Genomic DNA, 16,130 nt, shown 5'->3' on the forward strand with positions numbered 1-16,130 from the left:
CCTCCCTTCCGGCCCCCTGTCAGGCCGCGTCGAGTTCGAACGCGCTGTGCAGCGCCCTGACCGCCAGTTCCGTGTAGTCCGCGCCGATCAGCACACTGACCTTGATTTCCGACGTGGTGATGACCTGGATGTTGATGCCCTTCTCGGCCAGCGCGCGGAACATGGTCTTGGCGACGCCCACATGGCTGCGCATGCCGACGCCGACGATGGAGACCTTGACCACGTTGGGGTCGGCGGTCAGCTCGCTCCACTGGACCTCGTCCCTGACGCCGTCCAGCACCTTCAGCGCCCGGTCCAGGCTGTCGCGCGGCACGGTGAAGGTCAGGTCGGTCGTGGCGCCGTCCTCGGAAACGTTCTGCACGATCATGTCGACATTGATGTTGGCGTCGGCCAGCGGCCCGAAGATGCCGGCGGAAACGCCCGGGCGGTCGGCGACCTTGCGGAGCGTGATCTTGGCCTCGTTGGGGGCGTAGGTCACGCCGTTGACCATCTGCTGTTCCACGATTTCCTCCTCGTCGACGACCAGTGTGCCGGGCTCGTCGCTGAAACTCGACCGCACATGTATGCGGACGCCGTGATTCATGGCCAATTCCACCGAACGGGTCTGCAGCACCTTGGCGCCCAGCGAGGCCAGTTCCAGCATCTCCTCGTAGGTGATGCGGGCCAGCTTGCGCGCCGCGGGCACGATGCGCGGGTCGGTGGTGTAGACGCCGTCGACGTCGGTGTAGATGTCGCAGCGGTCGGCCTGCAGCGCCGCCGCCAGCGCCACGGCGGAGGTGTCGGAGCCGCCGCGGCCCAGCGTGGTGATGCGGCCGTTCGGCGCCACGCCCTGAAAACCGGCGACCACCGCGACCTGGCCCTCGCCGAAGCGGCGGATGATCTCGTCGGTGTCGATGCCGGTGATGCGGGCCGAGCTGTGCACGTCGGTGGTGTGCACCGGCACCTGCCAGCCCAGCCAGGAGCGTGCATGGACGCCGACCGCCTGCAGCGCCATCGCCATCAGGCCGATGGTGACCTGCTCGCCGGAAGCGACGACGACGTCGTATTCGCGGGCGTCGTGCATGGGCGAGGCGGCCCGCGCCAGATCGACCAGCCGGTTGGTCTCCCCCGACATGGCCGAGACCACGACCGCGACCTCGTTGCCGGCGTCGACTTCCTGCTTGACGCGCAGGGCCGCCGCCTTGATGCGATCGATGTCGCCGACGGACGTGCCGCCGAATTTCATGACGATGCGCGCCATATTATCCCAAGCCGCTCGACGTGGATGGATGATGCTGAAACCCGCGCCCTTGCGGCCGGGCGCGGGCACCTCTTAACTTTGCACGGGACGGCCCGCAAGGGCGCTTCCGTGTTACCAGCCGGTAGGAAATGCAGCCATGACCTCGACCACGGTCGACCCGGACGAGATTGAGCGTTTCGCCGCGATGGCGGAGGACTGGTGGGATCCGGACGGACCCATGAAGCCGCTGCATCGCCTGACGCCCGCGCGCATGCGCTATCTGGCCGACCGGCTGGCGCGGCATTCCGGGCGCGGGGCCGGCGCCGCGTCGCTGACGGGACTCTCCGTGCTTGACATCGGCTGCGGCGGCGGACTGGTCTCGGAGCCGCTGGCGCGCCTCGGCGCCGAAGTCACCGGCGTCGACGCGGCGGCGAAGAATATCGAGGCCGCGCGCCTGCACGCCGCGGAGGCGGGGCTGAAGATCGACTACCGCCACGGCACGGCCGAGGCCCTGGCCGAGAAGGGCGAACGCTTCGACGCCGTCCTCGCGCTGGAGATCATCGAGCATGTCGCGGATCCGCCGCTGTTCGTGCAGTCGCTCGCGAGCCTCGTGAAACCCGGCGGGCTCGTCGTCTTCTCCACCCTGAACCGCACGGCCAAGTCGTTCGCGCTCGCCATCGTCGGCGCGGAGTACGTGCTGGGCTGGGTGCCGCGCGGCACGCATGCCCATGACAAGTTCGTGAAGCCGTCCGAACTCGCCCGCTGGTGCCGGGAGGCCGGTCTGGAGGTCACCGACCTGACCGGCCTGGTCTACTCGCCGCTGGCCGGCTGGTCGCTCGATGCGAAGGACCTGGACGTGAACTACTTCGCCTGCGCCGAACGCGGGAAAGGGTAGGCGGCCTATCTCGTTTCCAGGTCTTCCCAGTAGGGCGGGTCGCCGAAACAGCCGGCCAGGTGGTCGATGAAGGCGCGGACCTTGGGCGAGAGGTGGCGGCGGTGGGGATAGACCGCCTGGATCGAGAGCTCGCGGATCGTCCAGTCTTCCAGCACCGGCACGAGCTCGCCGCGGCGCATCGCCTGCCAGGCGATGAAGAGCGGCTGGATCGACAGCCCGGCCCCGGCGATGGCCGCGTCGCGCAGGATCTCGCCGTTGTTGGAGCGGAGCGGCCCGTCGACGGCGACCTGCTGGCTCTCATCGCCCCGGCGGAAGGTCCAGAAGCTCGTCTCCGACGAATTGGCGTAGATCAGACAGCGATGGCGCTTCAGATCGCCCGGATGTTCCGGCCGGCCGAACTTCTTCAGATAGGCGGGGCTGGCCATCACCCGGTTGCGCGAGGGCGCCAGACGCCGCGCGATAAGGCTGGAATCGGCCATCTGCGTGATGCGGATGGCCAGGTCAAACCCGCTGTCGATCAGGTCGATGAAGCTGTCCGTCAGTTCCAGCTCGACATGGATGTCCGGGTATTCCGCCATGAAGCTCGCCACCGCGGGCGCGAGATGCATGGTGCCGAAGCTCATCGGCGCGTTGACGCGCAGCCGCCCGCGCGGGGCAGCCTGCAGCTGCGCCACGGCCATGTCGGCGGCCTCCGCGTCCTTCAGGATGCGGGCGCAGAAGCCGTAGTAGATCTCGCCGACTTCCGTCAGGCTGATCTGGCGCGTCGTGCGGTTGACCAGCCTGGCGCCCAGCCGCTCCTCCAGCCGCGCGAGCTGCTTGGAGACCGCGGACTTCGACAGGTTGAGCCGCTCCGCCGCCTGGCTGAAACTCATCGCCTCCGCGATCGCCGCGAACACCGCCATGGCCGTCAGGTCGTGCATGGGCTCCGTTCCGTTTCCATCCGGAAACCGAATTCTTCCACGCGCGCCTCTGGCCGCCAAGCGTTACCGTCCCAGATGAACCGAAACGGGAAACGACATGGGAGATCTGCGATGGGCCTGCTGGAAAACGGCGTCTGGCGCGACAAGCCCCGCGAGCCGGGCAAGAAAGGCGAGTTCGTCCGCAAGGACGCCCAGCTGCGCAACTGGGTCGGGAAGGGTGGCGAATTCCCGCCGGAGTCCGGGCGCTATCACCTGTACGTCTCCTATGCCTGTCCCTGGGCCCACCGCACACTGATCTTCCGCAAGCTGAAGGGGCTGGCCGACCACATTTCCTTTTCCGTGGTCCATCCGCTGATGCTGGAGAACGGCTGGGAGCTGACGACGGACTTCGAGGGCGCGACGGGCGATCCGGTCAACGGCTTCACCTACCTGCATCAGGTCTACACTGCCAACGATCCGGCCTATACCGGCCGGGTCAGCGTGCCGGTGCTCTGGGACAGGAAGACGGGCCGCATCGTCTCCAACGAGAGCGCGGAGATCATCCGGATGCTGAATTCCGAGTTCGACGATCTCACCGGCAACACCGACGACTACTACCCGGAGGACCTCCGCAACGAGATCGATCTGGTCAACGAACGCGTCTACGAGACCGTCAACAACGGCGTCTACCGCTCCGGCTTCGCGCGGACCCAGGACGCCTATGAGGAGGCGGTGACCGAGCTGTTCGACACCATGGACTGGCTGGAGGACCGGCTTTCGAAACAGCGCTACCTCGCCGGCGACCGCGTCACCGAGGCCGACTGGCGGCTGTTCCCGACCATGATCCGCTTCGATCATGTCTATCACGGCCACTTCAAGTGCAACCGCAACCGGCTGATCGAGTTCCCGAACCTGTTCGGCCTGACACGTGAGCTCTATCAGTGGCCCGGCGTCGCCGAGACGGTGAACATGGAGCACATCCGCTGGCACTACTACTACAGCCATCCCTGGGTGAACCCGACGCGCGTGGTCTCGATCGGTCCGGAAATCGACTTCGGCGCGCCGCACGGACGGGAGCGGCTGAAGGCGGCGTGAGCGCATTCGACCTGCCCCGGGGCGACCTCTGGGTCTTCGGCTACGGCTCGCTGATGTGGCGGCCCGGCTTCGAACACGCCGAGCGCCAGCAGGCGCTGCTGCGCGGCCGGCACCGCCGGCTCTGCGTCTGGTCCTGGCATCACCGCGGGCTGCAGCACGCGCCGGGACTGGTGATGGGCCTGGACCGCGGCGGCTCCTGCATCGGCGCCGCCTACCGCGTGCCCGAGGAGGAAGCGCAGGCCGCCTTCGACTATCTGGCGGCCCGGGAGATGGTGACGCCGGTCTACGTGCCCACCCATGTCCGCCTCGACCTCGCCGATGGCGGCGCGGTGCACGGTCTCACCTTCACCGTCGACCGGGCCAACCCGCAATATGCCGGCCGCATCAGCGTGGAGACGGCGGTGGAGACGGTGCGCCGCGCCGAGGGCCACAGCGGGCGCAATGTGGACTATGTGCGGGAGACAGTCGCACACCTGCGGGAGATCGGCGTCCGCGACGCCTTCATGGAGGCCGTGGCCGACCGGCTGTGACGGCACGGCGGACGATTGGCGCGGTGCCGGCTCAGGTGCTTTCGTTGACCAGGGGGGCGCCTTTGAACTGCGCGCGGTCCACCAGGGTCCTGTCGATCTCGGCGGGAAAGCCATAGCGGATCTCGACACGAAGCCCCAGTTCCTCACCCAGCTGGTCAATTAGCTGGTCCATCTCCAGCATGGCCTCGTGGAGTCCTTCCGATTCGACCTTGAATTGATGGCGCTTGCCGCGTCGGTCGCTGTAGCTGGCGACCGCGTCATAACCCTTGCGCAGCAGCAGGATCGGACCGAGGTCGCGCATGTCGCGGCTTGTGGCCCATCCTTCGAGCATGATCTCCGGCGCCTTGTCGGAGAGCGTTGGCGGGCCAGGGTTTATCGTGGGTCCAACAAAGACGATGCGCTCGCCGATGCGTGCGCCCGATCTGTAAATCTCGAATCGGCCGCCGAACTCCTTGCTGACGGCGCAGAGGTAGTTGTCCTCACTCGCCCCGTCGAGGCATTCAACCGTCCAGCCTTCGACCATTTCCTCCGCCAGGAGCGATGCGTGCGGCGACAGGCAGAGCAGCGCCACGGCCGTCCCGGCGGACAGGATACGATGGCATCGCATGGGTTTGTTCCTCTCGATTGCCGTATCAGGGCCGATCCGGTCCAGAGCACCGCCGCATCTGCGGAATCGCGCGGGCCGGGATCGACGACGCCCCGGCCGGACCCCTTGCGGCATCCGGCCGAGGCGCATGTCGGTGTCACGCCATCTGCCCTTCGCAGGCGTCGTTGATATCGTCCTTCAGGGGATCGGGGACCGGCCACTCACTGGTGACCGATTTCGCCAGTTCTTCCCGCTTCTCCCGATTGTCCCAGCCAGCGAGTTCCTCCGCCGTGTTGCCTTGCGCCTCCCAGGAGCGCATCGCCTCGGCCGCGCAGAGGGAGGCCATGGGTTCGACCTTCGCGTCGTGGACCGCATCTTCCATTGCGGCGGACGTCACGCCCCAGCCGCTGGCGAATACGATGATCACGCCAACGACGATGCCGCCGGTGATGCCGATTCCGTAAGGTTTGCCGCGGCTCAGAATATTGTCGTTCGCCATGTCTGTCTCCCTGTGACGTTTCGATCTTGTTGCAAATCGCCATTGTGATCCGGCGAATTCACACGCTTTTCAAAGTGAGGCTTAAATATGGCGAAAATATGATATCAGGGATGTTCGATTGAAATTCATGGATTTTTCGTTTTTTAACTGAAGCATAACCTCATATGTTCTGAGAATAATGTCTTGAATATTATTGAATTCGGCAAAATTGCAAAGAGTCGGATCACCGATATTTTTTGGTCACCTGTGGTCCATTGGACAGGCGCCGGGCGCAATTTCTGGCGAAGAGCAGACGGCGCAGGCGAGCATCGGCTGTGACTACCCTGCTGACGGGTCGCCATTGTGCCGTCCGGGACGCAGTCAGGTACCCGTCCCGGCCATGCGGCGATTTCGCCGTTGAATGCCGGGGGCGGGGGCGGATGATGACGGCCCGCGGCATTGGGGTCGTCTTTTGCTGAATTTGCAGTCGATCTTCTACATCGTCGGCATGCTCTGGTGCGGGCTCGCCGGGCTGATGCTGGTGCCGATCCTGATCGACCTGGTCACGATCGACGGCTTCGCTGTCGGCTTTCTCGAATCCATGCTTGTCGTCCTTGCACTCGGCGGTCTGCTGGTCATTGCATCCAGACCACGGCAGGGCATATCCCTGCGATTGCGCGACGCGTTCGTGCTCACTTCGCTCGCCTGGGCAAGCCTCCCCGCGGCGGCGGCGCTGCCGTTCCTGTTCTACGGCCTTGATTATTCAGACGCCTATTTCGAGGCGATGTCGGGCCTCACCACCACCGGATCGACCGTAATCGCCGGGCTCGATACGGCGGATCGGGGCCTGTTGTTCTGGCGATCCCTGCTGCAATGGATGGGGGGCGCTGGAATCATCCTCATGGCCATCATGCTGCTGCCGTTCCTGCGCGTCGGCGGCATGCAGCTGTTCAGAACGGAAAGTTCGGACCAGTTCGAGAAGGCGGTTCCGCGGGCCGTGCAGTTCGGGGCCTGGATCTTCAGCGTCTACGCCGGCCTCACGGTGATCGCTGCTTTGACCTACAAGATTCTGGGCATGAGCGATTTCGATGCCATCTGCCACGCCATGACGACCCTGTCGACCGGTGGATACTCCACGCACGACGCCTCGTTCGGATATTTCGAGGAGCCTGCGCTGCACTGGGCCGCGTCACTGTTCATGATCGCCGGCGCCCTGCCATTCGCCGCCTACGTCCACGCACTGCGAGGGCGGCCCGACGCCTTCTACAAGGATCCCCAGGTGCGGGGATTCCTGGCGGTCGTGTTCGGCGTCTGCGCGCTGTTCACGCTCTGGCTCTGGCTGACCGAGGGCGGCGACCCGACGGTTGCGGCGCGGCTGGTCGTCTTCAACGTGGTCTCCATCGTCACGACCACGGGCTATGCGACCACTGACTATCAGCTCTGGGGCTCGTTCGCGGTCACCGCATTTCTCTTCCTGATGTTCATGGGAGGCTGCGCCGGTTCGACCTCGGGCGCGGTAAAGACCTATCGTATCCAGATCCTGGCGATAACCGTGGTGGGCCAGATCCGGCGGCTTTCCTCGGTCCATCGCGTTCATGTGCCGCAATATGGCGGCCAGCGGCTGCCAGCCGACGTTCCGGTGTCGGTGCTCGCATTTCTGGCGGCCTATGTGGTCGTGATCGCCTTCGGGTCCCTTCTGCTCTCCATGACCGGACTGGACATGGTGACATCGGTGACCGCGACGATCACAGCGCTGACCAATGTCGGACCGGGTCTTGGAAGCATCATCGGACCAGCGGGCAATTTCGTGCCGCTTTCGGACACTGCGAAGTGGCTTCTGTCGGCCGCTATGATGCTGGGGCGGCTGGAGCTGTTTACCGTGCTGGTTCTGCTGGACCCTGAGTTCTGGCGGAACTGACCGGCGGCGGAACGATTGCCGCGGTGGCGTGTGGCCGGAGCGGCGCTGCAACGGCCAACGACGGCTGCGCGCCTTCGCGCAGGGTCCGTCATCGGCCGCCGGACCGGGCTTGAGTGTGGAGGCGCACCCGGCCTGTTTCTGATTTCTTCAGTCGGATCAGGGGCTTCAACCCGAGGCGGGCGCGTCCGCCTGTCGCGTGCGAGCGGAGTGCCCTGACGAACTCGACCGAAGGCTACAACGGATTCCGCCCGGCGGAGGGTACAACGCCTCGCTCAGGCCGCGGTGGAGATGATCGGGAAATGCCGCCGCCGGTTGGCTCCCCGGGTAGGACTCGAACCTACGACCCAGCGGTTAACAGCCGCTTGCTCTACCAACTGAGCTACCGAGGACCAGCCGTGGCGGAGCGGCGATATAACAAAGGCCCCATGGCTTGGCCAGCGAAAAATCCGGCCGTCCCCGGCCGTGCCGCGGCATCGGCGACCGCCGCGCGATCGCTGCGCCGGCGCCGGTGTCGCCATGATCGCCGGCAGGATCAGGCGGGCTCCGCGGCCGTCCTGCCGCCGGCTGCCTCCGGGGCCGGAGTGACATCGACCGGCTGCTCCTCGCCGGTCGTGGCGTCGATGAACGCTGCAGGCCGGCCGTCTTCGCAGTCATAGGCGTTGTGCTTGAGCCGTCTGGGGCTCAGACCCTCCACCCTGTGGAACGTCGCGCCGTCGATGGCGTTGCCCGTCATGTGGACGCCCTTCATTGCGCCGCGGAAGAAGGCGCAATGGCGCAGTCCGCAGCGATCAAGGCCGGCGCGGGAGAAATCGCAGCCCTCGAACCGGATCCCCGAAAGGTCCATCTTCGCGAAATCGAAGCCGGAGAAGTCGAGGAAGTGGCAGGAAAGCGGCGCGGGGATGCGGGCCCCGCGCAGTTCCGGGTGGTAGCCGGCGGCCCGCTCGGCGCGTTTCATCCTGTCGTCGCGTGCGCCGAGCGTGCGGAACAGCAGGCGCTTTTCGTCTTCGGTGTAGATGTTCCCGCCGCCGGCGGCGGACGGCTCGCCATTGGGCGGCCTTTCCGGACCGCGCGTATCCTCGAAGCAGGCCGTCAGCAGGCGCATGACCGGGACATGGTAGGCGGCGGGATCCTCGCGGCGGAGTTCGTCGAGGACGAACATCGCGGCCATCCGCTCCTGTCGGGAGTCAGCGCCCAGCATCCCGGCGGCATCCTGAAGCCGGCCGTAGCGGTTGCCGCGCTGGCCCGACTCGAGCTGCCGGAATTGTCGGGCCGCCTGGCGGTGGGCGGTGATGCTGCGCCATACCAGCAGCGGCAGGGCCATCAGCCCGAGCAGGATCAGCCCCAGATCGCGCAGCGTGGCGCCGTTCGTGACCCCGTCCGCGCCGTGGCCCCGGTTCAGCCAGGCCCAGAACGCTTCGAGCGGAGCGGGCCATGTTGCAACGAGGTAGGGCGGCAGGGTGGCCGCGACCGCCGCGGCGAGCACCACCACAACGGGGGCGTGGCGCCAATGCCAGAAGCCGCGGGGATTGAATGGTGCGGTTCTCCTGGGCGGCATCATGGCATGAGGCTCCTGCGATGGTTGCCGGGGGGGGGGTGCGAGGGATCCGAAGCGGCGCTCTCGCCGCCGCCGCGAAGGGAATACGGCGGCCGCGGTCAATGGCGGCTTCGCCGCCGGACGTCCACGCCGCCTTCGGGGCCGGGCGACCCCGTCTGCATTTCACTTGAGAGAGATCGCCCCGGCATTCAACCCGCTGCTTCCCGGATGCCGGGCCATTGGACTGACAGTAGGGCTGGAGGCGCGGACCGGAATCGAACCGGTGTACACGGATTTGCAGTCCGTTGCGTCACCACTCCGCCACCGCGCCGTTCCAATGAGTGGGCGGGCTGCGGTATAGGCCCCGCTCCCGAACGGGTCAAGCGGGAAGCGGTGTTGCGTTCCGGTCGCATTGCGCGGCGATCCCGCGCACCTTATAACGCCACGAATTGCATGAGATTTCCGTGGATCCGAGGGGGTCCGCTCGCTTCCGGGAAAGGGTGAATGTCCACAAGTCTGGATTATGAGGCTGCGCGCCAGGCCATGATCAACAGCCAGCTCCGGCCGAACCGGCTGATCGACGAGCGTCTGATCGAGGCGATCGATCGCGTGCCGAGAGAGGCCTTCGTGCCCAAGGAACTGCGCGGCATCGCCTATGTCGACGAGGATCTGCCGCTGGGCGAGGGCCGCTACATGATGGAGCCGATGGTGCTGGCGCGCATGCTGCAGGACGCCCGCATCGAGGCAGACGATACGGTGCTGATGGTCGGCTGCACCACGGGCTACGGCGCGGCTGTGGCCGCGGCGCTGGCCGGAACGGTGATCGCGCTGGAGCAGGATCCGGAATTCGTCCGCCGCGCCACCGAGACGCTGGCGGGCCTGGGCATCGCCAACGTGGCGGTGGTCGAGGGCGAACTGGCGCAGGGCATTCCCGACCAGGGACCCTTCGACGTGATCATCCTGGAAGGCGCGGTGGCCGAGGTGCCGGAGACTCTGCTGGACCAGCTCGCCGAGGGCGGCCGGCTGATGACGGTGCTGCGCGAGGGCGGCATCGGCAAGCTGACCATCTTCACCCGCGTGGGCGGGATCGGCCGGCGCACGATCTTCGACGCGGCGACGCCCGTCCTGCCCGGCTTCGAGAAGAAGAAGAGTTTCGTGTTTTGAGCGCTCCCGAACTGCCTTTGGAGGTGACGGTCGCCGAGGCCGCTGATATGCGCGCGAAGGGCGCCGCGATCGTCGATGTGCGCGAGCCCTGGGAGTTCGACCAGGGTCATATCGAGGACGCCCTCCTGATCCCGCTGAAGAGTTTGCCCCAGCGCGTGGCCGAGGTGCCGCGGGACCGGCCCGTGGTGATCAACTGTCACCATGGCGGCCGCAGCATGCAGGCGGTCAACTACCTGCGCCAGCAGGGTTTCGGCAATGTCACCAACATGGAAGGGGGCATCGACAGATGGTCGCTCGAAATCGACCCGTCAATCGCGCGCTACTAGGCGCGGTTTCCGGCGCCGCCCTGCTGACGGCCCTTGCCGGACCGGCCGCAGCCGAGACCCTGCGCGAAGCCCTGATCGCCGCCTATGCGACGAATCCGACGCTGGCCGCCGAGCGCGCCAACCTCCGCGCCGTCGACGAGAACGTCAACCAGGCGCTGTCGGGCTGGCGGCCGACCGTCGTGGCCACGGCCGACGGCGGTCTGCAGTTCAACGACCAGGAAATCCGCGGCATCGCGAGTTCCGACACAACCGCACCGCTCAACGCCACGCTGAACCTGACCCAGCCGGTCTATGACGGCGGCACGACGCCGGCCGAGGTCGATTCCGCCGAGGCGCTGGTGCTGGCCGGCCGCGCCAATCTGAGTTCCACCGAGCAGGACATCCTGCTCGACGCCGTCACCGTCTACATGGACGTGCTGCTCAATCAGGCGATCGTGCAGCTCAACCTGAACAACGAGGAACGGCTGGAGCGTCAGCTCGAGGCCGCGCAGGATCGTTTCAGCGTCGGCGAGATCACCCGCACCGATGTGGCCCAGGCACAGGCGGCGCTGTCACGCGCCGCGGCGGACCGGGCGCAGGCGGAAGGCAATCTGATCGCCGCGCGCGCGGCCTATGAGCGTGTCGTCGGCAACATGCCCGATCAGTTGCAACCGCCGCCGCCGCTGCCCGACGTGCCGCCCAGCGAGAAGCTGGCGCTGGAGATCGCGTACGCGGAAAATCCGGATCTGCTGGTCGCGGTCAACACTGCCGACTCGGCGGAGCACGACATCCGCGCGACCTATGGCCAGCTTCTGCCCCAGGTCGACGTGGAGGCGCTGGCGACCCATTCGCGCAACGGCACCCAGGCCGGCGACGACAACACCACGCTGCGGCTGCGCGGCGTGCTGACGGTGCCGATCTATCAGGCCGGCGCCGTCCACAGCGGCGTGCGCCAGCAGAAGAACGTGCACAGCCAGCGCATGCTGGAAGTGCAGGAGACCCGCCGGCTGGTCGGCGAAGGCGTGACCCAGGCCTGGGAGGCGCTGGAGACCGCACGCGCCCGGATCGTGGCCGGCCGCGCCGAGGTGCGCGCCAACGAGATCGCGCTGGAAGGCGTGATCCAGGAGGCGCAGGTCGGCTCGCGCACGACGCTGGACGTGCTCGATGCCGAACAGGACCTGCTGGATTCGCAGGTCGCGCTGGTTCAGGCGGAGCGCGACGAGTATGTCGGGGCCTATCAACTGCTGGACGCCGTAGGGCGGCTCAGCGTTGCGGTGCTTGGCCTGGCGGTCGAAGCCTACGACCCCGATGTCCACTACAGGCAGGTCCGCGATCAGTGGTGGGGCACCCAACCGCGGGCGGAGTGAGCATTGCGGGGGCGTTAACCAAGCTTTAGCGTCATCCGTGCAACGCTGGCCATTCCGGACGCCGCGCGACCGACGGCCGTCATTGAACACGGAAAGATCATGAGCGACGCCAACGCCCAGAACGAACCGACAATGGAGGAGATTCTCGCCTCCATCCGGCGGATCATTTCCGAAGACGACGAGGAAGAACAGCCGAAGCCGGAGGCGGCCGAGGAGGAGGATTCCGTCGAGGAGATGCTGAACTCCGAGCCGGACTCCGATCCGGAACCGGAGCCCGAGCCGGTGTTCGCGCCCGAACCGGAGCCGGAACCCGAACCCGAGCCGGAGCCCGAAGAGGAAGAGGTTCTCGAACTGACCGACATGGTCGAGGACGAGGGCTCCGACACCGACCTGACGGGCGACGCGGCAGACGACCGCATGGAAACGCCGGCCCCGCCGGTGTCGCCGCAGACGATCACCGACCGCCTGATCTCCGACGTCACCGCGGCCGAATCGGCGGCCTCGCTCGCCGCGCTCACCCACCGGGTTTCCTCCCAGCGCGACATTTCCGTGCCGACCCACCGCAGTCTGGAAGACATCACCAAGGAGCTGCTGCGGCCGATGCTGAAGGAATGGCTGGACAAGAACCTGCCGGCGATCGTCCAGCGCATCGTCGAACGCGAGATCGCCAAGCTCGCCGGCGAGGTCGACGACAGCAAGCGCTGAGCGTTCCGCCGCCCTTCCACTTGACGCCCTGGCGTCCCGCGCCCTAGTACCCTGCATCCCGGCGCGGGCGCGCCGCGGGCGGTGTCAGTTCAATCGGAAACGGCGGGTTCGGCGATGCTGGACAAGACCTATCGGCCCCAGGAGGTCGAACAGCGGCTCTATCGTGAATGGGAACAGGGCGGTCTGTTCCGCTGTGGCCAGGTGGACGGCGATCCCTTCACCATCGTGATCCCGCCGCCGAACGTCACCGGCAGCCTGCACATGGGCCACGCGCTGAACAACACGCTGCAGGACGTGTTGATGCGCTGGCGGCGCATGAAGGGGCGCGATGCGCTGTGGCAGCCGGGCACGGACCACGCCGGCATCGCCACCCAGATGGTCGTCGAACGACAGCTCGCCGAGCAGGGGAAGAACCGGCGCGACATGGGCCGCGAGGCTTTCGTCGAGCGCGTCTGGGAATGGAAGGAGGAGTCGGGCGGCGCCATCACCAACCAGCTCCGCCGCCTGGGCGCGTCCTGCGACTGGGACCGCGAGCGCTTCACCATGGACGAGGGGCTTTCCGCCGCCGTCCGCAAGGTCTTCGTCGACCTCTACAGACAGGACCTGATCTACCGCGACAAGCGGCTGGTCAACTGGGATCCGAAGCTGCTGACCGCGATCTCCGATCTGGAGGTGGAGAACCGGGAAGTGAAGGGCCACATGTGGCATTTCCGCTATCCGGTCGAGGGCGAGGACGGCGCCTTCATCACCGTCGCCACCACCCGGCCGGAGACGATGCTGGGCGACACCTGCGTCGCGGTTCATCCCGACGACGAGCGCTACACCGGCCTGATCGGCAAGCACGTCATCCTGCCGTTGGTCGGCCGCCGCATCCCCATCGTCGCCGACGAATACGCCGATCCCGAACAGGGCTCCGGCGCGGTGAAGATCACGCCGGCCCACGACTTCAATGACTTCGAGGTCGGCAAGCGCCACGACGCCGAGATGGTCAACATCTTCGACGAACACGCGGTCCTGAACGACAACGTGCCCGAGGCCTATCGCGGTCTGGAGCGTTTCGCCGCGCGCGAGAAGGTCATCGCCGATCTGGACGCCGAAGGCCTGCTGGAGAAGATCGACGAGATCACCCACACGGTGCCCTATGGCGACCGCTCCGGCGTCGTCATCGAACCGTGGCTCACCGACCAGTGGTTCGTCGATGCGGCCACGCTGGCGAAGCCCGCCATCGAGGCCGTCGAGTCGGGGCGCATCCAGTTCGTCCCGAAGAACTGGGAGAACACCTATTTCGAGTGGATGCGCAACATCCAGCCTTGGTGCGTCAGCCGACAGCTCTGGTGGGGCCACCAGATTCCGGCCTGGTACGGGCCGGACGGCGCGATCTTCGTCGAGCACACCGAGGAAGAGGCGGCAGCCGCGGCGGAGAAGCACTATGGCCGCAAGGTCGAGCTGACCCGCGACGAGGACGTCCTCGACACCTGGTTCTCGTCTGCGCTGTGGCCGTTCTCGACGCTGGGCTGGCCGGAGGCGACGCCGGAGCTCGAGCGCTACTACCCGACCGACGTGCTGATCACCGGCTTCGACATCATCTTCTTCTGGGTCGCCCGCATGATCATGATGGGCCTCCACTTCATGGACGAGATTCCGTTCCACACGGTCTACATCCACGCCCTGGTCCGCGACGAGAAGGGCCAGAAGATGTCCAAGTCGAAGGGCAACGTCATCGATCCGCTGGACCTGATCGACGAGTACGGCGCCGACGCGCTGCGCTTCACGCTGACGGCGATGGCCGCCCAGGGCCGTGACATCAAGCTTTCGCCGCAACGCGTCGCCGGCTACCGCAACTTCGCCACCAAGATCTGGAACGCCGCACGCTTCTGCGAAATGAACCAGTGCGCGGAGCCGGCGGACTTCGACCCGGCGGCCCTGACCCAGCCGGTCAACCGCTGGATTGCGGCCGAGGCGGCGCGTGCGGCCCAGGCGATCGACCGCGAACTGGAGGCCTTCCGCTTCAACGAGGCGGCCGGCGCAGCCTACCGCTTCGTCTGGAACACCTTCTGCGACTGGTATCTGGAACTGGCCAAGCCGGCGCTGCAGTCCAACGACGCGGAGGTTTCCGGCGAGACCCGCGCCACCGCGGGCTGGGCGTTGAACCGCATCCTGGCGATGATGCATCCCTTCACACCCTTCGTCACCGAGGAGCTCTGGCAGCGCACGGGCGGCGAGGGTTCGGTCTCGGCCCTCGACTGGCCGTCCATCGATTTCGCCGACGCGGAGGCGGAGACGGAATTCGGCTTCGTCATCGACCTGATCTCCGAGATCCGCTCCGTTCGGGCCGAGACCAACGTCCCGCCCGGCGCCCAGATCGTCGCCCACTTTCCCGATGCGGACGACGAACGGAAGTCGCGGATCGAGCGCAACCGGCAGATGATTTCCCGCCTGGCCAGGCTGTCGGACCTGGTGTTCGCCATGCCGGACGGCGCCGGCGGCGCGGAGACGGTCGTCGGCGGCATGCGGGTGGTGCTGCCGCTGGCCGACGTCATCGATATCGGCGCCGAGAAGTCGCGGCTGTCGAAGGAGATCGAGAAGCTGGAGAGCGAGATCGCGCGCATCGAGAAGAAGCTCGCCAACGAGAATTTCGTCTCCCGCGCGCCCGAACACGTGGTCGAGCAGGAGCGGGAGCGCCGCGAGGACGCGGCGGCGGCACGCACCAAGCTCAACGCCGCGCTGGAGCGCCTCTCGGCCGCTTGATGCGCCGCCTGCTGGCAGCGCTGGCCTGCCTTCTGCCCGCACTGGCCGGCGCGGCGGAACCGGGCTGGGTTGTGCCTTTCCGCGCCTATGTCAACGCGCCGGCCTATCTCAACGAGATGGGCCGCAGCATCGCCCGGCTGGAAACCCGGCTGGCCCCGCAGTGCGTGCAGGTGCTGAAGGGCATGCGGCGGCAGGAACTGCGCATCATCACCGAGCCGTCCTTCGAACCCGGCCTGCCCATACCGACCGGCGGACAGTGGCGCGAACAGGTGCGCATCGACCGCTGCGGCGAGCCGGCGCTGCACAACGTGCTGGTGACGGCGGGCGAGGGCGCGAGCCCGTTCATGACCGTGCTGCTGCCGGGATCGTCGAAGGCTGACGGGCGCTTGCAGGTAAAGGCGACGCCGGCAGTCTTCGCCATCGCCGGCGCGCGGCTGGAGGGCGATTGCCGGAGCTCGGCGCGGCACATCGTCGATACGCAGTTCCGGCGCTGGCTGGGCAGCACCGGCGATGCGCCGCTGGCCGACCGGCTGTGGCGGGAGATCTGGACCGTGCGCATCTGCGGCCGGGATGTGCGCGTGCAGGTCGATTTCGCTCCCGACGGCCAGGGCGGCTATACCCATGCCGTCGATATTGCGCCATAGCCTCGGGCGGGCGTACTTGCCGCCGCCGGAGCCTTTCGGCATA

At 66.9% G+C, this 16,130-nt stretch carries 15 protein-coding genes and 2 tRNA genes; 10 read left to right on the forward strand and 7 right to left on the reverse strand.

Translation table 11 applies throughout. The features are described 5' to 3' along the window. Positions 1-19 precede the first annotated feature (19 nt). Complete coding sequence (locus CWC60_RS22620) at positions 20-1,240, reverse strand: aspartate kinase (protein WP_109796180.1); 1,221 nt, start codon at positions 1,238-1,240, stop codon at positions 20-22. Positions 1,241-1,376: 136 nt separating this feature from the next. On the opposite strand from CWC60_RS22620, the gene ubiG reads away from it, so the two are divergent. Beyond that, positions 1,377-2,114 carry a bifunctional 2-polyprenyl-6-hydroxyphenol methylase/3-demethylubiquinol 3-O-methyltransferase UbiG gene (ubiG, locus tag CWC60_RS22625; protein WP_109796181.1) on the forward strand — a complete coding sequence of 246 codons (738 nt, stop codon included), beginning with the start codon at positions 1,377-1,379 and terminating at the stop codon, positions 2,112-2,114. Positions 2,115-2,119: 5 nt separating this feature from the next. Here ubiG and CWC60_RS22630 read toward each other — a convergent pair whose 3' ends face one another. Continuing rightward, entirely contained in the window at positions 2,120-3,034 is a 915-nt protein-coding gene (locus tag CWC60_RS22630) for a LysR family transcriptional regulator (protein ID WP_109796182.1), read from the reverse strand. Between the two features lie 111 nt (positions 3,035-3,145). Between CWC60_RS22630 and CWC60_RS22635 the strand changes: the two genes are divergently transcribed. Beyond that, entirely contained in the window at positions 3,146-4,108 is a 963-nt protein-coding gene (locus tag CWC60_RS22635) for a glutathione S-transferase family protein (RefSeq protein ID WP_109796183.1), read from the forward strand. Then, a complete protein-coding gene (locus CWC60_RS22640; protein WP_109796184.1) occupies positions 4,105-4,638 on the forward strand; it encodes a gamma-glutamylcyclotransferase in 534 nt (177 codons plus the stop codon). The genes CWC60_RS22635 and CWC60_RS22640 overlap by 4 nt, the downstream gene beginning before the upstream one ends. A gap of 31 nt (positions 4,639-4,669) precedes the next feature. Here CWC60_RS22640 and CWC60_RS22645 read toward each other — a convergent pair whose 3' ends face one another. After that, positions 4,670-5,209 carry a hypothetical protein gene (locus tag CWC60_RS22645; protein WP_125182857.1) on the reverse strand — a complete coding sequence of 180 codons (540 nt, stop codon included), beginning with the start codon at positions 5,207-5,209 and terminating at the stop codon, positions 4,670-4,672. Between the two features lie 172 nt (positions 5,210-5,381). Then, positions 5,382-5,723, reverse strand: a complete 342-nt coding sequence (locus CWC60_RS22650; RefSeq protein WP_109796186.1) for a hypothetical protein — start codon at positions 5,721-5,723, stop codon at positions 5,382-5,384. A gap of 451 nt (positions 5,724-6,174) precedes the next feature. Between CWC60_RS22650 and CWC60_RS22655 the strand changes: the two genes are divergently transcribed. Continuing rightward, the gene (locus CWC60_RS22655) at positions 6,175-7,620 is read left to right on the forward strand and encodes a TrkH family potassium uptake protein (protein WP_206420105.1); all 1,446 of its coding nucleotides are present in this window, start codon (positions 6,175-6,177) and stop codon (positions 7,618-7,620) included. A gap of 313 nt (positions 7,621-7,933) precedes the next feature. On the opposite strand, the gene CWC60_RS22660 is transcribed toward CWC60_RS22655, so the two are convergent. The 3 genes from CWC60_RS22660 to CWC60_RS22670 all read right to left on the reverse strand — a co-directional run bounded on the left by CWC60_RS22660 (position 7,934) and on the right by CWC60_RS22670 (position 9,485). Further along, positions 7,934-8,009 (reverse strand) — tRNA-Asn (locus CWC60_RS22660). Between the two features lie 143 nt (positions 8,010-8,152). Then, positions 8,153-9,178: a pentapeptide repeat-containing protein gene (locus CWC60_RS22665; RefSeq protein ID WP_109796312.1), complete on the reverse strand. Its 1,026-nt coding sequence runs from the start codon at positions 9,176-9,178 to the stop codon at positions 8,153-8,155. A 233-nt stretch (positions 9,179-9,411) separates the two neighbouring features. Beyond that, positions 9,412-9,485, reverse strand: a tRNA-Cys gene (locus CWC60_RS22670). A 173-nt stretch (positions 9,486-9,658) separates the two neighbouring features. On the opposite strand from CWC60_RS22670, the gene CWC60_RS22675 reads away from it, so the two are divergent. From CWC60_RS22675 to CWC60_RS22700, 6 genes are all read left to right on the forward strand, one after another. After that, positions 9,659-10,318, forward strand: a complete 660-nt coding sequence (locus tag CWC60_RS22675; protein ID WP_206420106.1) for a protein-L-isoaspartate O-methyltransferase family protein — start codon at positions 9,659-9,661, stop codon at positions 10,316-10,318. Then, the gene (locus CWC60_RS22680; RefSeq protein WP_206420107.1) at positions 10,315-10,644 is read left to right on the forward strand and encodes a rhodanese-like domain-containing protein; all 330 of its coding nucleotides are present in this window, start codon (positions 10,315-10,317) and stop codon (positions 10,642-10,644) included. The genes CWC60_RS22675 and CWC60_RS22680 overlap by 4 nt, the downstream gene beginning before the upstream one ends. Continuing rightward, a complete protein-coding gene (locus tag CWC60_RS22685; protein ID WP_109796189.1) occupies positions 10,605-11,990 on the forward strand; it encodes a TolC family outer membrane protein in 1,386 nt (461 codons plus the stop codon). The genes CWC60_RS22680 and CWC60_RS22685 overlap by 40 nt, the downstream gene beginning before the upstream one ends. Before the next feature lie 99 nt (positions 11,991-12,089). Then, the gene (locus CWC60_RS22690) at positions 12,090-12,695 is read left to right on the forward strand and encodes a DUF2497 domain-containing protein (RefSeq protein ID WP_109796190.1); all 606 of its coding nucleotides are present in this window, start codon (positions 12,090-12,092) and stop codon (positions 12,693-12,695) included. Positions 12,696-12,809: 114 nt separating this feature from the next. After that, a complete protein-coding gene (locus CWC60_RS22695) occupies positions 12,810-15,443 on the forward strand; it encodes a valine--tRNA ligase (RefSeq protein WP_109796191.1) in 2,634 nt (877 codons plus the stop codon). After that, entirely contained in the window at positions 15,443-16,087 is a 645-nt protein-coding gene (locus tag CWC60_RS22700) for a hypothetical protein (RefSeq protein WP_109796192.1), read from the forward strand. The genes CWC60_RS22695 and CWC60_RS22700 overlap by 1 nt, the downstream gene beginning before the upstream one ends. Positions 16,088-16,130: the final 43 nt, after the last annotated feature.

The organism is Minwuia thermotolerans, from assembly GCF_002924445.1.
GTDB lineage: Bacteria > Pseudomonadota > Alphaproteobacteria > Minwuiales > Minwuiaceae > Minwuia > Minwuia thermotolerans.

What these genes read in the sequence shown, in the direction of transcription:
- CWC60_RS22620 (WP_109796180.1), bottom strand. Translation starts at nt 1,240, where the DNA reads ATGGCGCGCATCGTCATGAAATTCGGCGGCACGTCCGTCGGCGACATC.
- ubiG (WP_109796181.1), top strand. Translation starts at nt 1,377, where the DNA reads ATGACCTCGACCACGGTCGACCCGGACGAGATTGAGCGTTTCGCCGCG.
- CWC60_RS22630 (WP_109796182.1), bottom strand. Translation starts at nt 3,034, where the DNA reads ATGCACGACCTGACGGCCATGGCGGTGTTCGCGGCGATCGCGGAGGCG.
- CWC60_RS22635 (WP_109796183.1), top strand. Translation starts at nt 3,146, where the DNA reads ATGGGCCTGCTGGAAAACGGCGTCTGGCGCGACAAGCCCCGCGAGCCG.
- CWC60_RS22650 (WP_109796186.1), bottom strand. Translation starts at nt 5,723, where the DNA reads ATGGCGAACGACAATATTCTGAGCCGCGGCAAACCTTACGGAATCGGC.
- CWC60_RS22665 (WP_109796312.1), bottom strand. Translation starts at nt 9,178, where the DNA reads ATGATGCCGCCCAGGAGAACCGCACCATTCAATCCCCGCGGCTTCTGG.
- CWC60_RS22675 (WP_206420106.1), top strand. Translation starts at nt 9,659, where the DNA reads ATGTCCACAAGTCTGGATTATGAGGCTGCGCGCCAGGCCATGATCAAC.
- CWC60_RS22685 (WP_109796189.1), top strand. Translation starts at nt 10,605, where the DNA reads ATGGTCGCTCGAAATCGACCCGTCAATCGCGCGCTACTAGGCGCGGTT.
- CWC60_RS22690 (WP_109796190.1), top strand. Translation starts at nt 12,090, where the DNA reads ATGAGCGACGCCAACGCCCAGAACGAACCGACAATGGAGGAGATTCTC.
- CWC60_RS22695 (WP_109796191.1), top strand. Translation starts at nt 12,810, where the DNA reads ATGCTGGACAAGACCTATCGGCCCCAGGAGGTCGAACAGCGGCTCTAT.
- CWC60_RS22700 (WP_109796192.1), top strand. Translation starts at nt 15,443, where the DNA reads ATGCGCCGCCTGCTGGCAGCGCTGGCCTGCCTTCTGCCCGCACTGGCC.